Annotated in this window: 14 protein-coding genes and 1 pseudogene; 10 read left to right on the forward strand and 5 right to left on the reverse strand. The window is 63.7% G+C overall.

Annotation, left to right across the window (positions count from 1 at the left end; translation table 11 throughout):
- Window positions 1-10: 10 nt before the first annotated feature.
- The 9 genes from paaA (at window position 11) to NL528_RS15955 (ending at window position 8,112) form a co-directional block, all read left to right on the forward strand.
- Entirely contained in the window at window positions 11-1,003 is a 993-nt protein-coding gene (gene paaA, locus NL528_RS15915; protein WP_309183627.1) for a 1,2-phenylacetyl-CoA epoxidase subunit PaaA, read from the forward strand.
- A 12-nt stretch (window positions 1,004-1,015) separates the two neighbouring features.
- Complete coding sequence (gene paaB, locus NL528_RS15920; RefSeq protein ID WP_309183628.1) at window positions 1,016-1,303, forward strand: 1,2-phenylacetyl-CoA epoxidase subunit PaaB; 288 nt, start codon at window positions 1,016-1,018, stop codon at window positions 1,301-1,303.
- A 125-nt stretch (window positions 1,304-1,428) separates the two neighbouring features.
- Window positions 1,429-2,205 (forward strand): 1,2-phenylacetyl-CoA epoxidase subunit PaaC, encoded by a 777-nt coding sequence (gene paaC, locus NL528_RS15925; RefSeq protein WP_309183629.1) that lies wholly within the window; start codon window positions 1,429-1,431, stop codon window positions 2,203-2,205.
- Window positions 2,199-2,702 carry a 1,2-phenylacetyl-CoA epoxidase subunit PaaD gene (gene paaD, locus NL528_RS15930; RefSeq protein WP_309183631.1) on the forward strand — a complete coding sequence of 168 codons (504 nt, stop codon included), beginning with the start codon at window positions 2,199-2,201 and terminating at the stop codon, window positions 2,700-2,702. The genes paaC and paaD overlap by 7 nt, the downstream gene beginning before the upstream one ends.
- A gap of 104 nt (window positions 2,703-2,806) precedes the next feature.
- Complete coding sequence (paaE, locus tag NL528_RS15935) at window positions 2,807-3,886, forward strand: 1,2-phenylacetyl-CoA epoxidase subunit PaaE (protein WP_309183632.1); 1,080 nt, start codon at window positions 2,807-2,809, stop codon at window positions 3,884-3,886.
- A gap of 173 nt (window positions 3,887-4,059) precedes the next feature.
- On the forward strand, window positions 4,060-4,524 hold the full coding sequence (gene paaI, locus NL528_RS15940) for a hydroxyphenylacetyl-CoA thioesterase PaaI (protein WP_309183633.1): 465 nt from the start codon (window positions 4,060-4,062) through the stop codon (window positions 4,522-4,524).
- 18 nt (window positions 4,525-4,542) lie between these two features.
- Window positions 4,543-5,874, forward strand: a complete 1,332-nt coding sequence (gene paaK / locus NL528_RS15945) for a phenylacetate--CoA ligase PaaK (protein WP_309183634.1) — start codon at window positions 4,543-4,545, stop codon at window positions 5,872-5,874.
- A gap of 42 nt (window positions 5,875-5,916) precedes the next feature.
- On the forward strand, window positions 5,917-6,936 hold the full coding sequence (locus NL528_RS15950; protein WP_309183635.1) for a zinc-binding alcohol dehydrogenase family protein: 1,020 nt from the start codon (window positions 5,917-5,919) through the stop codon (window positions 6,934-6,936).
- Window positions 6,937-7,053: 117 nt separating this feature from the next.
- Window positions 7,054-8,112: a YeeE/YedE family protein gene (locus NL528_RS15955; protein WP_309183636.1), complete on the forward strand. Its 1,059-nt coding sequence runs from the start codon at window positions 7,054-7,056 to the stop codon at window positions 8,110-8,112.
- 69 nt (window positions 8,113-8,181) lie between these two features.
- Here NL528_RS15955 and NL528_RS15960 read toward each other — a convergent pair whose 3' ends face one another.
- From NL528_RS15960 to NL528_RS15980, 5 genes and pseudogenes are all read right to left on the reverse strand, one after another.
- On the reverse strand, window positions 8,182-9,405 hold the full coding sequence (locus tag NL528_RS15960) for a bifunctional alpha/beta hydrolase/OsmC family protein (RefSeq protein ID WP_309183637.1): 1,224 nt from the start codon (window positions 9,403-9,405) through the stop codon (window positions 8,182-8,184).
- Window positions 9,406-9,476: 71 nt separating this feature from the next.
- Window positions 9,477-10,142, reverse strand: a complete 666-nt coding sequence (locus NL528_RS15965; protein ID WP_309183638.1) for a sulfite oxidase-like oxidoreductase — start codon at window positions 10,140-10,142, stop codon at window positions 9,477-9,479.
- Window positions 10,143-10,153: 11 nt separating this feature from the next.
- Window positions 10,154-10,624 (reverse strand): annotated as a pseudogene (locus tag NL528_RS15970) (MFS transporter); the annotation flags it as partial.
- Between the two features lie 112 nt (window positions 10,625-10,736).
- Window positions 10,737-10,946, reverse strand: coding sequence for a ferredoxin (locus tag NL528_RS15975; RefSeq protein WP_309183639.1), 210 nt, complete (start codon window positions 10,944-10,946; stop codon window positions 10,737-10,739).
- A 263-nt stretch (window positions 10,947-11,209) separates the two neighbouring features.
- Entirely contained in the window at window positions 11,210-12,646 is a 1,437-nt protein-coding gene (locus NL528_RS15980) for an amidase family protein (protein WP_309184915.1), read from the reverse strand.
- Window positions 12,647-12,739: 93 nt separating this feature from the next.
- On the opposite strand from NL528_RS15980, the gene NL528_RS15985 reads away from it, so the two are divergent.
- A complete protein-coding gene (locus NL528_RS15985) occupies window positions 12,740-13,591 on the forward strand; it encodes an alpha/beta hydrolase (protein ID WP_309183640.1) in 852 nt (283 codons plus the stop codon).
- The last annotated feature ends 14 nt before the right edge of the window (window positions 13,592-13,605 follow it).

Raw genomic sequence — 13,605 nt, forward strand, 5'->3', positions numbered from 1 at the left:
AGGCCCGGCCATGTACACGCAGGCGCTCAACACGTCCGACGGCGAAGACCGCCACATCGAGGACGCCGAACGATCCGCGCAGTTCCAGGCGCGCATCGATGCCGACGAGCGCATCGAGCCGAATGACTGGATGCCGGCGGCCTATCGCAAGACGCTGACCCGGCAGATTTCCCAACACGCCCATTCCGAAATTGTCGGGATGCTGCCCGAGGGCAACTGGATCACCCGCGCGCCGTCACTGCGCCGCAAGGCCGCGCTGCTGGCTAAAGTTCAGGACGAATGCGGCCACGGGCTTTATCTCTACGCCGCGGCCGAGACGCTCGGCACCTCCCGCGAAGAGCTGGTCGACCTGATGCTGGCGGGCAAGGCAAAATATTCCTCGATCTTCAATTACCCGACGCTGACCTGGGCCGACATCGGCGCGATCGGCTGGCTGGTCGACGGCGCGGCGATCATGAACCAGATTCCGCTGTGCCGCTGCTCCTATGGTCCCTATGCGCGCGCGATGATCCGGGTCTGCAAGGAAGAGTCGTTCCATCAGCGTCAGGGTTTTGAAATCATGGTGACGCTGTCGCGTGGCACCGAAGAGCAGAAAGCGATGGCGCAAAGCGCGCTGGATCGCTGGTGGTGGCCGGTGCTGATGATGTTCGGCCCGCCCGACAAGGTCAGCCAGCACTCGGACACCTCGACCAAATGGAAGATCAAGCGTTTTTCCAATGACGAGCTGCGCCAGAAATTCGTCGATGCCACCGTGCCGCAGGCGCAGTTTTTGGGGCTTACGATTCCCGATCCCGGCATGAAGCAGAATGCTGGCGGTAACTGGGAATACAGCGCGATCGACTGGACGGAATTCAATGCGGTGCTGGCCGGCAACGGGCCCTGCAACCGCGATCGGCTGGCGGCGCGGCGCAAGGCGCATGACGACGGCGCCTGGGTGCGCGAGGCCGCGTTGGCGTTTGCCGAGAAGCGCAGGCATCGGCAACTCGCGCAAGCCGCCGAATAGAGGGAGACCGTGATGGCGACACCGAACACTCCGCTCTGGGAAGTTTTTATCCGCAGCCGCAATGGCCTTGCGCACAAGCATGTCGGCTCGCTGCATGCGACCGACGCCACGCTGGCGCTGCAGGCCGCGCGCGACATCTACACCCGCCGCGGCGAGGGCCTGTCGATCTGGGTGGTGCCGTCGAACGCGATCACGGCCTCCGATCCCGCCGAGAAAGGCATGATGTTCGAGCCGGCTGAGTCAAAAATCTACCGGCACCCGACGTTTTACGATGTGCCGGACGAAGTCGGGCATATGTGATTTTCTCTCTACGTCATTGCGAGCGCAGCGAAGCAATCCATCGGGCTGCAAAGCAAGTGTGGATTGCTTCGTCGCTTCGCTCCTCGCAATGACGACAACAATGTAGCGCGATCAGGTCAAGAAACATGGCAACCGCCTCGATCCAGGTCTCTGAAACCCCGCTGGTGCTCTACACCCTGCGCCGCGCCGACGACGCGCTGATCCTGGGCCATCGGCTGTCGGAATGGTGCGGCCATGCCCCGATGCTGGAAGAGGACATGGCGCTCGCCAATATGGGCCTCGATCTGCTCGGCCAGGCGCGCGAGCTCTATAGCTACGCCGCCAAGGTCGAGGGCAAGGGCAACGACGAAGACAAGTTCGCCTATCTGCGTGACGTCAGGCAGTACCGCAATCTGTTGCTGCTGGAACAGCCGAATGGCGACTTTGCGCGCACGATTGCACGGCAATTCTTCTATGCCGCCTTCGCCGATCTCTATTGGCGCGCGATGATGAAGTCGAGCGATCCGACGCTGGCCGCGATCGCGGCAAAGTCGGAGAAGGAGAGCGCGTATCACTTGCGGCATTCGTCGGAATGGATGGTTCGGCTCGGCGACGGCACCGAGGAAAGCCACACCCGCGCGCAAACCGCGATCGACGATCTCTGGGCTTTTACCGGCGAGATGTTCGCGGTCGACGACAGCGAGCGCGCGCTGATCGATGCCGGCATCGCGATCGATCCCGCGGCGCTGCATGCGCAGTGGCTCAAGATAGTGTCCGATGTCGTGGATGAGGCGACGCTCGCGCTGCCCAAGAGCAACTGGATGCAGCAGGGCGGCCGCAGCGGCCGGCACAGCGAGCATCTCGGCCATCTCCTCAGCGAATTGCAATCGATGCCGCGAACTTTTCCGGGGGCGACATGGTAGCCGCCGTGCTCAGCGATGCTGATTTGCGCCAGCGCGCCTGGAACGCGGCTGCCCAAGTGGTCGACCCGGAAATCCCTGTGCTGACGATTGCCGATCTCGGCGTGCTCAGGGACGTCGCGGTCAGCGACGGCCATGTCGAGGTCGCGATCACGCCGACCTATTCCGGCTGCCCGGCGATGAACATGATCGCGCTGGAGATCGAACTGGCGCTGGAACGCGAAGGCTTTCGCAAGCCGAACATCCGCACCGTGCTGTCGCCGGCTTGGACCACCGACTGGATGAGCGACGATGGCCGCCGCAAGCTCAGGGAATACGGCATCGCACCGCCGCAGGCTGGCAGCGGCCGCCGCGCGCTGTTCGGCGAACAGCGGGTGGCGTGCCCGCAATGCGGATCTGTCGATACCGAAGTGCTGTCCGAGTTCGGCTCGACCTCCTGCAAGGCGCTGTGGCGCTGCAAGAACTGCCGCGAACCCTTCGACTATTTCAAGTGTCACTGAGATGATCCGTCATTGCGAGCGAAGCGAAGCAATCCATCGAGCCACAAAGGAAGTGTGGATTGCTTCGTCGCTTCGCTCCTCGCAATGACGGGGGGAGTTTATTGATGTCGCTAGCCCCGCGTTTTCACCGCCTTTCCGTCAACGACCTGCGCCGCGAAGCGCCGGATGCGGTGTCGCTGACATTTGCGATTCCCAGAGAGCTGGCCGACGATTACAGCTTCGCGCCGGGCCAATATCTGACCCTGCGCATGACGATGGACGGCGAGGAGGTGCGCCGGTCCTATTCGATCTGCTCCGGCCCCGATGATGGTGAATTGCGGATCGCCGTGAAGAAGGTCGACGGCGGGGCGTTCTCGAGCTGGGCTGCGGATGAATTGAAGGCCGGCGACGAGCTCGACGTGATGACGCCGACCGGCCGCTTCGGCGTCGCGCATGCGCCCGATTCCGCGCGGGTCTATGTCGGATTTGCCGCGGGCTCGGGCATCACGCCGATCCTGTCGATCGTGAAGGGCGTGCTGACGCGCGAGCCGAACAGCCGCTTCTTCCTGTTCTACGGCAACCGCTCGACCTCGGGCATGCTGTTCCTCGAAGAACTGGAAGAGCTGAAAGACCGTTTCATGCAGCGCTTCTCGCTGTTCCATGTCATCTCGGGCGAAGAGCAGGACATTCCGATCCTGCACGGCCGGCTCGATGGCGACAAGGTGAGGGTGCTGCTGCGTTCGCTGGTGCCGGCGCCCAGCGTCGACCACGTCTTCATCTGCGGGCCATCAGGCATGAGCGAGGACATCGAGACCACCTGCCGCGCGATCGGCATTGCCGATGACAAAATTCACGTCGAGCGCTTTGTCTCTGAATTCGGCGGCAAGCCGCGCGCGAAGAAAGTCGTTTCGGCGAGCGCGCCGCCGAAGGCAACGGCTTCGCTGATCATCGACGGCAAGCGCCGTGAAATCCCGGTCGCCGAGGATGAATCGATCCTCGATGCGGCGCTGCGCGCCGGCATGGATCTGCCGTTCGCCTGCAAGGGCGGCATGTGTTCGACCTGCCGCGCCAAGCTGGTCGAGGGCGAAGCGCAGATGGAAGTGAACTATTCGCTGGAACCGTGGGAGCTGAAGGCGGGATTTATTCTCGCCTGCCAGGCGCGGCCATGCTCGGACAAGGTCGTGGTCGATTACGACCATGTTTGATTGTCATTCGGGGGCGCGTCGTAGACGCGAACCCGGAATCTCGAGATTCCGGGTCTGGTCCTTCGGACCATCCCGGAATGACGGAAGTGGACAGCGTTGACAGCTCGGGTGCTGCGCTCAACACTAACGGCAGAGAGGCCTGACTATACGGGCCCGGCAACAGGGAGTTCGAAGTGAACGTCAAGGCTACGCTTTCGCCGCAAGATCTCGCGCGCGCCTGCGCGGACGCGATGTGGAAGGAGGATGACGCCAGTCAGGGCCTCGGCATGGAGATTGTCGAGATCAAGCCCGGGCAGGCGACGCTTTCCATGACCGTGAGGCCGAACATGGTCAACGGTCAGCGCATCGCCCATGGCGGCTTCATCTTCACGCTGGCGGATTCCGCCTTCGCCTTTGCCTGCAACACCCATAACGACCGCGTCGTCGCCGCGGAGGGTAACATCACCTTCATCCGGCCGGGCAAGCTCGGCGACCTGCTGGTCGCGACCGCGCGCGAAATCTCGCGCAGCGGGCGATCCGGAATCTACGACGTGCGCGTCACCGCGAACGACATTGTGATTGCCGAGTTTCGCGGCCATTCGCGCAGCATCGGCGGCACCTGGTTGCCGGCGGCGGATACCGAGACCAAACAAAAATAGATTTTAGGGAAACGCGCCATGGCCATGACGAAACTCAAATCCAGCAGAAGCGGCTACCGCGCCGAAATGGACGACGCCGAGCGCGCCTCGCGCGACGAGATCATGGCGTTGCAGACCAAACGCCTCGCCTGGTCGCTGGCGTATGCCTACGACAACGTCGCGCATTACAAAAAATCGTTCGACAAGGCCGGCGTGCATCCGTCCGATTTCAAGCAGCTGTCGGATTTGGCCAAATTTCCATTCACGGTCAAAACCGATTTGCGCGACAATTATCCGTTCTACATGTTCGCGGTGCCGCGCGAAAAACTCGTGCGCGTCCACGCGTCTTCCGGCACCACCGGCAAGCCGATCGTGGTCGGCTACACCAGGGGCGATATCGACACCTGGTCGGATGTGATGGCGCGATCGATCCGCGCCGCCGGCGGCCGCTCCGGCATGATCATGCATAACGCCTATGGCTATGGCTTGTTCACCGGTGGCCTGGGTGCCCATTATGGCGCCGAAAAACTCGGCTGCACCGTTGTGCCGGTTTCCGGCGGCATGACCGAGCGGCAGGTGCAGCTGATCAACGATTTCAAGCCCGACATCATCACGGTGACGCCGAGCTACATGCTGGCGATCCTTGACGAGTTCAAAAAGCAGGGCCTCGACCCGCGCAAATGCTCGCTCAAATATGGCATCTTCGGCGCCGAGCCCTGGACCAACGCGATGCGCGCCGAGATCGAGCATGCCTTCGACATGGACGCGACCGACATCTATGGCCTCTCCGAGGTAATCGGCCCCGGCGTCGCGCAGGAATGCGTGGAGACCAAGGACGGCCTGCACATCTGGGAGGATCATTTCTATCCCGAGGTGATCGATCCCGAGACCGGCGTGGTGCTGCCCGACGGCGAGAAGGGCGAGCTGGTGTTCACCTCGCTGACCAAGGAAGGTTTTCCGATCATCCGCTATCGCACCCGCGACCTGACGCGGCTGCTGCCGGGCACGGCGCGGCCGGGTATGCGGCGGATGGAGAAGGTCACGGGACGGTCGGACGACATGATCATCCTGCGCGGCGTCAACGTGTTCCCGACCCAGATCGAGGAGGCGCTGCTGGCCACCGACTGGTGCGGCGGCCATTTCGTCATCGAGCTGACGCGCGAAGGGCGAATGGACGAAATGACGGTGCTGGCGGAAGCGCGTTCCGAGAGCTGGGACGGCAGCGGTCTGGCCGGGCAGGCCGAAAAGGTCGCGGTCTTCATCAAGAACACGATTGGCGTCACCGCGCGCATCAAGGCGGTGGCGCCCGACACGCTGGAACGTTCGCTCGGCAAGGCGAAACGGGTTTACGACAAGCGGCCGAAAGGGTAACTCCTGCCTCTCGAGTCAGACGAGACAGCGGGAATATCCTTGATGCCGGTTGCCGAAAAGCCAAATGCGCCACCTGTTGCGATCGAGGCGCGTTGCGTCCGGCTGTCGGCGAGGGCGGACAATGCCGCTTCGCTGGCGCCGGGGGTCGAGACCCGCGCTTTGTCGCGCGGCGCCGATGAGCTGCTGATCGAGGTCAAGGCGGCGGCGGTCAATCCGTCGGACGTCAAGGCCGCCACCGGGTTGATGGCCTATGCGGTATTTCCCCGGACGCCGGGCCGCGACTATGCGGGGGTCGTGGTCGACGGCCCGGCGGGCTGGGTCGGGCGCGAAGTGTTCGGCTCCTCCGGCGATCTCGGCATCCGCCGCGACGGCACCCATGCGACGTATCTCGTGGTCGAAGCCGATGCGGTGGTCGAAAAGCCTGCGGGTCTATCGTGGGAGCAGGCCGCGGGCATCGGCGTTCCCTTCGTCACCGCCATGGAAGGCCTGCGCCGCGCCGGCGTTCCGAAGCCGGGCGAGACCGTGCTGGTCATGGGCGTCAACGGCAAGGTCGGTCAGGCGGCGGTGCAGATCGCGAGCTGGCACGGCGCGCGCGTGATCGGCGTGGTGCGCAGAAACGAGCCCTATGAAGGCCACACGAATTCCAAGGTCGACGTCATCGATGCCTCGGCGACGGATGTCGCGACGCGGGTCCGTGAACTCACCGGCGGCAAGGGCGCCGATATCGTGTTCAATACTGTCGGCGATCCCTATTTCCAGGCCGCGCATCAATCGCTCGCCTTGCGCGGACGCCAGATACTGATCGCCGCGGTCGACCGCATCGTGCAGTTCAACATTCTGGAATTCTATCGCGGCCAGCACACCTATGTCGGCATCGACACGCTCGGCCTGTCGTCGATCGCGACCGGCGCGGTGCTGCGCGAGCTCGGCCCCGGCTTCGCTGGCGGGCATCTGAAACCGTTTCCGATCAAGCCGGCCGCGATCTATCCTCTGGAGCAGGCCAAGGCAGCGTTCATCGCAGTCGCGGGCTCGTCGCGCGACCGCGTCATCCTGCGGCCGTAGTAGATTAGCCGTCATTGCGAGCGAAGCGAAGCAATCCATCTCGCCAAGAAAAGAAAGAATGGATTGCTTCGTCGCTTCGCTCCTCGCAATGACGGAAAGGATTGAGGGAACACGCCCATGGACTCCGCCGCCAACATCGTCGTCCTTGCCGGCCTCGTCATCGGTCTGATCTATGGCGCGGTTGGGCTGCTCTCGGGCTTTTGCATGATGAGCAGCCTGCGCGGCCTGTGGGCGGAGGGCGACGGCCGACTGGTCCGCACCTACGCGCTGGCGATCGGGGTTGCGATTGCGGCCTCGCAGCTTCTCGCGGCACGCGGTCTGGTCGATCTCGGCAAGTCGATCTATCTGCAGCCGTCATTCTCGGCGCCGGTTATGTTCCTCGGCGGGCTATTGTTCGGCTACGGCATGGTGATGTCGAACGGCTGCGGCTCGCGGGCGCTGGTGCTGCTCGGCCGCGGCAATCTGCGTTCCTTCGTCGTGGTGATCGTGCTCGGCATTTTCGCGGAGATGACGCTGAAGGGTCTGATCGCGCCGGCGCGCATCGCGATGGTGCAGGCGTCGCAGGCGACGGCGAAGCTGACCTCGGTGCCGGCGTTGCTGTCCGCCGCCGGGCTCGGCGAGATCCCCTCGCGCATGATCGCCGCTTCGGTCCTGGGCGCGGCGCTGATCATCTTTGCTTTCGCGCATGAGCCGTTCCGGAAATCATGGGGCCAGATCGCCGCCGGCCTTATCGTCGGCGTTCTCGTCGCCGCCGGCTGGTACGCGACCGGCTATCTCGGCGCCGACGATTTCAATCCGACGCCGGTGACTTCGCTCACCTTCATCGCGCCGATCGCGGACGCGCTGCAATATGTCATGCTGTCGACGGGATCGACGCTGAATTTCGGCATCGTCACGGTGTTCGGCGTGTTTGCCGGCAGTCTGGCGACGGCACTGGCCACCGGCCGCTTTCATCTCGAAGGCTATCAATCGCCGCGTCATATGCTGCGCTCCGCCGGCGGCGCGGCGCTGATGGGCGCCGGCGGCGTCATGGCGCTCGGCTGCTCGATCGGGCAGGGGCTGACGGGGCTCTCGACGCTGTCGCTGGCGTCATTCGTTGCGGTCGCCGGAATTTTGGCGGGCACTGCCATTGGCCTGCGCGGCGCGCTCCGCGTCCGGCCGCTGGCCGCGGCCTAGCTAGATTTCTTCTCCCTCGCCCCGCTCTTCGCGGGGAGAGGTGAAGAGCCAGGCCCGCCCAATTGTTGGTCAATCCGCAGCCTTGGTCACGATACGCACCTCCGACGTCAGGGTGCGATGCACCGGGCACTTGTCGGCGATCTCCATCAGCCGTTGGCGTTGATCGGCGTCGAGCGCGCCCTCGATCGTGATCACGCGGTCGATCTGGTCGAGCATCCCCACCTTGGTTTCGCATTCGGCGCAATCTTCCGCATGGATCTTGCTGTGCTGGAGCGTCACCGTGACGCGCTCGAGCGGCAGCGATTTGCGGTCGGCATACATCCGCATGGTCATCGAGGTGCAGGCGCCGAGGCCCGCGAGCACGAAATCATACGGCCCGGGGCCGCTATCCTGACCACCGGCGGCTGTGGGTTCGTCGGCCAGCATCTGGTGCGGCCCCATGCTGACGGTTTGCTGGAACTTGCTGGCGCGGGTCTCGCGCACCACGACATGGCGCGGCGCTTCGCCCGGATCGGCGGTCGGTTCCGCGGCAGCGACGTCGATGTAGCGTTCGGACCAGGCGGTGATGACACCGGCGACATAGGCGGCATCGCGCTTGCCGCTTAGCAGATGATCCGCGCCCGCCAGTGAGACAAAACTCTTGGGATGTTTTGCTGCGACGAAGATCTGCGTGGCATTGTCGATCCCGACGGTATCGTCGGTCGGCGAATGCATGATCAGCAGCGCCTTGTGCAGTTTCGCGACATGCGCCATCAGGCCGTGCTCGGCGATGTCGTCGAGGAATTCGCGCTTGATGCGGAACGGCCGGCCGGCGAGTGCGACTTCGACCTCGCCGTGCTTGCGGATGTCCTCGATGCGATCTTTGAAAAAATTGGTGACATGCGCGGGATCGGAGGGGGCTGCGATCGTGACCACCGCCCTGGCTTCCGGAACTTGTCCAGCCGCGGCCAGGATCGCGGCGCCGCCGAGGCTGTGCCCGATCAGGATCGTCGGCGCCTGCCGGGTCTCGCGCAAATGATCGGCGGCGCGGACGAGGTCGGCGACGTTGGAGGAGAAGGTCGAATTGGCGAAATCGCCTTCGCTGGAGCCAAGGCCGGTGAAATCGAACCGCAGCACCGCTATTCCCTTGGCCGCCAGCGCGGTCGCGATCCGCTTCGCCGCCAGCACGTCCTTGCCGCAGGTGAAGCAATGCGCGAACAGCGCGTAGGCGGTAGGCTTGCGCTCAGGCAGATCGAGTGCCGCGGCGAGTTGATGGCCGCCTTCGCCGGTGAATTGGAAACGTTCAGTTGGCACGGTGTTCTCTCCAGGGTGTTGGTCTTCACCTCTCCCAATGGGAGAGGTGTTGCTGAACTCAAGCGTCGCACTCAATCCCCGGAATATCGCTCTTCCTTCCAGGGATCGCCGCGGTTGTGATAGCCGCGCACTTCCCAATAGCCCAGCGCGTCCTCGCTAAGGAATTCGATGCTCTGCAGCCATTTGGCGCTCTTCCAGAAATAGAGATGCGGCACGACCAGGCGCACCGGGCCGCCGTGCTCCTGCTCCAGCGGCTGGCCCGACCAGCTATGCGCGAGCAGGGCGTCCTCGGCGGCAAAATCTTCCAGCGAAAGATTGGTGATGTAGCCGTCATGGGAATGCAGCACCACGAAGCGTGCCTCGTCGCGGGGCTGGCAGGCCATCAGCAGATCGCGCGTGGCGAGGCCTTCCCATTGATTGTCGTAGCGCGACCAGGTCGTGACGCAGTGGATGTCGGACAGGAATTTCGTCTGGGGCTGCGCCGTGAACTGATTAAAATCCCAGAAGATCGGCTGTTCGACCACGCCGTAAACGTCGAGCCGCCAGCGCTCGCGCGAGATGTTCGGCGTCAAGCCGAGATCGAGCGTCGGCCAATCCTTCGTTAGATGCTGTCCGGGCGGCAGGCGCTGGTCTTCGGGACGCGAGATCTTTCCGGTGAGGAAGCGTCCCTCGCGCGCCCAGCGTTCCTTGCTGCGCGTCAGCTTGCTCTCGGGCGGCGGCTCGTTGTCGTCGGTCATGCCGGGACCAGTCATTCGTGGCGATGCATCGCCGATTCATGTTTGGTATCGCGCATCGTTGCATAGATCAGCAGCGACAGAAAGATCATGCCAGAGCGGTAGTAATAGAACCAGTCCTCATGGCCGAGGCTCTTGAAGTACAGCGCGACCGCGGGCGCGGTGCCGCCGAACAGCGACACCGTGATCGCAAAGGGCAGGCCGACGCCGAGCGCGCGGACATTGGTCGGAAACAATTCGGCCTTCACGATGGCGTTGATCGAGGTATAGCCGGCGACGAAGATCCAGGCGGCGCAAATCAGCAGAAAGGCCATGAAGGGCGACTTGGTCTCCTTCAAGGTGGTCAGGATCGGGATTGTCGACAATGTGCCGGCGACGCCGAAGAAGATCAGCAGCGGCTTGCGGCCGATGCGGTCCGACAGCGCGCCGTAGAGCGGCTGCAGGATGGTCGCGAAGATCAGCGAGCCGAAGATCACGAAGGTGGTAGACCGAGCCGATGAAGATCGCCTTGATCCGGCGTTCGACGTCGGCGATGTCGAGATGATCGGCCGCGGGTTTGATCGCTTGTTCTGTCATTGGATGGCCTTCGGGATCGGGCTATTCCTCGGTGACCGCGATGGCGATCTCCGGGCAATTGGTCTGGGCCAGCCACGCCTTGTCTTCCAGCCCTGCGGGAACGGAACCGTCGCCGACCTCGTGGGCGTTGCCGAATTCATCGAGATCGAACAGTTCGGGCGCCAGCGCCTTGCAGCGGGCATGTCCCTGACATTTGTCCTGGTCGACGCGGATTTTCAGTTTTCCCGACATGGCCGGCGTTCCCTCAGCGGCACGCGTTGCGCGCGCCTTGAATTTTCGTTGACGGGATTATAGCCGCGCAAGCGCCATTCGCCAGCGTGGAAAATCTTCTTGACCTCATCCTGAGGAGCGGCGTCTTCGCCGCGTCTCGAAGGATGAAAGCCCGGCTGGGGCCTCATGGTTCTCCCGGCGATGCGAAGCATCGTCCGGAGACGGCGCACCGGACAGCGCCAAGGCACTGCCGGGAGTGCGCCTCCTCACCATGAGGGAACAAATTACCTCGGCGCCCTCGGATCGATCGGCGTCGTGCCACGCACGCCGAGAATGTCCTCCAGCGCCTTGGCGCCTGCGAGAAGTTGCGCCTCGCCGCGCGGCGGCGCCACCATCTGCAACCCGACAGGCAGGCCGCTCGCGGTAAAGCCGCAGGGCAGCGAAAGCGCCGGGCAGCACGCCAGCGTGATCGCATAGACGATGCCGAGCCACTCGACATAATTGTCGAATTTCTTGCCGGCGCATTCGGCGACGTAGCGGTTTTCAACCGGGAACGGCGCCACGATGGTCGCGGGCGTCAGCAGCAGATCGTAGGTATGGAAGAATTCGAGCGTGCGTGCGGTCATGGTGACGCGCTGCGCTTCGGCGCGCTCGAGCTGCTCGACCGTTAGCTTGAGGCCTTCCTCGATATTCCAGATCACTTCCGGCTTGAGCTGGTCGCGCTTGGTGCGCAGCAGTTCGGCCTTGCTGATCGCAAAGTCAAAGGCGCGCAGCACGTGGAAGCATTCATGCGCTTCGCTGAGGTCGGGATGCGCCTCCTCGACGATCGCGCCGGCTTCGGCAAAGCGTTCGGCGGCCTTGCGGGTGACCGCTTTGACTTCGGGATCGACCGGCGTGATGCCGAGATCCGGCGAATAGGCGATCCGCTTCGGCCTGCCGCCGGATCGCGCGGCGGAAAGAAACGAATTCGGCAGCGCGGGCAGGGACAGCGGATCGGCCGCGTGCTCGCCGCTCATCGCGTCAAGCAGCAGTGCGAGATCTTCGACATTGCGCGCCATCGGTCCCTGGACGCCGAGGGTGCGGTTGATCCCGAATTTTGGCGTATGCGCGACGCGGCCGATGCTCGGGCGCAGACCGACGATGCCGCAGAAGCTCGCGGGGTTGCGCAACGAGCCGCCCATGTCGGAGCCGTGGGCGAGCCAGGCCATGCCGGTCGCGAGCGCCACTGCAGCACCGCCCGAGGAGCCCGCGGCGGAGAGCGAAGTGTCCCAGGGATTGCGGGTCGCGCCGAATACTTCGTTGAAGGTGTTGGCGCCGGCGCCGAATTCCGGGGTGTTCGACTTGGCGTAGATCACGCCGCCATTGTTTTCGAGATGCTCGACCAGGATATCGGAGCGCGCGGGGATATTGTCCCTATAGATCGGAGAGCCCTGCGTGGTGAGCACGCCCGCGACCGCGGTCAGATCCTTGATCGGCACCGGCAGGCCCGCGAGCAGGCCGCGTTCGCCGGCCGGCTTCTTCATCAGGGTTTTGGCGTGGCTGCGGGCGCGATCGAAGCACAGCGTCGGCAGGGCATTGACCTTGCCATCGACTTCGGTAATCCGTTTTTCCAGCACGTCGAGCAGATCGAGCGGGGTGATTTCGCCCGCGTTCAGTTTGCCAACGACGGCGCACGCCGTTTCCTTCACCAAGTCTTGATCAGCCACTCGCGTCTCTCCCATGCGTCCCGCCTTGAGGTCACCGATGGTGCTGTAGAACATTTTCAGGAAAAGAGGAAACGTGCTCAAGTTGTGGCTCGAATCGGAGACCCAAGCATGACGACGACGTTCGCTGCGCTGGATTGGCGCACCATGAGCCAGGAGGAGCGCGACCGCGGCTTCAATAACGGCGTTGCGGTGCCCGAAAGCGTCGCCATGGTCGCCGGCTGGGAACAGCGTTCCGCCGAGATGCGCAAGCGCTACCCCGATCACATCGACCTCCGGTATGGCCCGCGCGAGCGAAACCGGATCGATTTTTTAAAGGCGGTCGACAATGCGCCGACGCTGCTGTTCATCCATGGCGGCTATTGGCAGACGCGGGCCAAGGAGGTCTTTACGATCGTGGCCGAGGGCCCGATGGCGCACGGCATCAATGTCGCGCTGATCGGCTACACGCTGGCGCCGGATGCGACGCTGGACGAGATCGTCGCCGAGATCCATGCCGGCATCGACTTTCTGGCAAAACAATTGCCGGCGCTTGGCGCGGCCAAAGACGGCATCGTGGTATCCGGCTGGTCCGCCGGCGGCCATCTCACCTCGATGGCGCTGTCGCATCCGCACGTGAAAGCGGGGATGGCGATATCGGGTATCTACGATCTCGATCCGATCCGGCACAGCTATCTCAACGTCAAGCTCAGGCTCGATGGGCCGATGTCGCACCGCAACTCGCCGATGACGCAGGCGGGCGGCCCGCCAAAACCGTTGTCGTTGGTGGTCGGCAGCGCGGAATTGCCGTTGCTGCGCAAGCAGACCGCGGATTTTGCCGGTCACCGCGCCCGATATGGATTGCCGGTGACCTATGAGGAAATTCCCGGCGCCAACCATTTTACGATCATGCAGGAGATGATGGCGCGGGAGGGACGGATCACGACGCTGATCCGGCAGTTGTTCGAGCGGACGGCGGCCTGATCGTCGTATTCCGG

The sequence above is a fragment of the Bradyrhizobium sp. Ash2021 genome (assembly GCF_031202265.1).
In the GTDB taxonomy this organism is placed as follows: Bacteria; Pseudomonadota; Alphaproteobacteria; order Rhizobiales; family Xanthobacteraceae; genus Bradyrhizobium.

Coding starts and splice junctions, on each gene's coding strand:
- NL528_RS15950 (WP_309183635.1), top strand. CDS start 5,917: ATGCCGGTTGCCGAAAAGCCAAATGCGCCACCTGTTGCGATCGAGGCG.
- paaC (WP_309183629.1), top strand. CDS start 1,429: ATGGCAACCGCCTCGATCCAGGTCTCTGAAACCCCGCTGGTGCTCTAC.
- paaD (WP_309183631.1), top strand. CDS start 2,199: ATGGTAGCCGCCGTGCTCAGCGATGCTGATTTGCGCCAGCGCGCCTGG.
- NL528_RS15980 (WP_309184915.1), bottom strand. CDS start 12,646: ATGGGAGAGACGCGAGTGGCTGATCAAGACTTGGTGAAGGAAACGGCG.
- NL528_RS15965 (WP_309183638.1), bottom strand. CDS start 10,142: ATGACCGACGACAACGAGCCGCCGCCCGAGAGCAAGCTGACGCGCAGC.
- paaA (WP_309183627.1), top strand. CDS start 11: ATGTACACGCAGGCGCTCAACACGTCCGACGGCGAAGACCGCCACATC.
- NL528_RS15985 (WP_309183640.1), top strand. CDS start 12,740: ATGACGACGACGTTCGCTGCGCTGGATTGGCGCACCATGAGCCAGGAG.
- paaB (WP_309183628.1), top strand. CDS start 1,016: ATGGCGACACCGAACACTCCGCTCTGGGAAGTTTTTATCCGCAGCCGC.
- paaE (WP_309183632.1), top strand. CDS start 2,807: ATGTCGCTAGCCCCGCGTTTTCACCGCCTTTCCGTCAACGACCTGCGC.
- NL528_RS15955 (WP_309183636.1), top strand. CDS start 7,054: ATGGACTCCGCCGCCAACATCGTCGTCCTTGCCGGCCTCGTCATCGGT.
- NL528_RS15975 (WP_309183639.1), bottom strand. CDS start 10,946: ATGTCGGGAAAACTGAAAATCCGCGTCGACCAGGACAAATGTCAGGGA.
- paaK (WP_309183634.1), top strand. CDS start 4,543: ATGGCCATGACGAAACTCAAATCCAGCAGAAGCGGCTACCGCGCCGAA.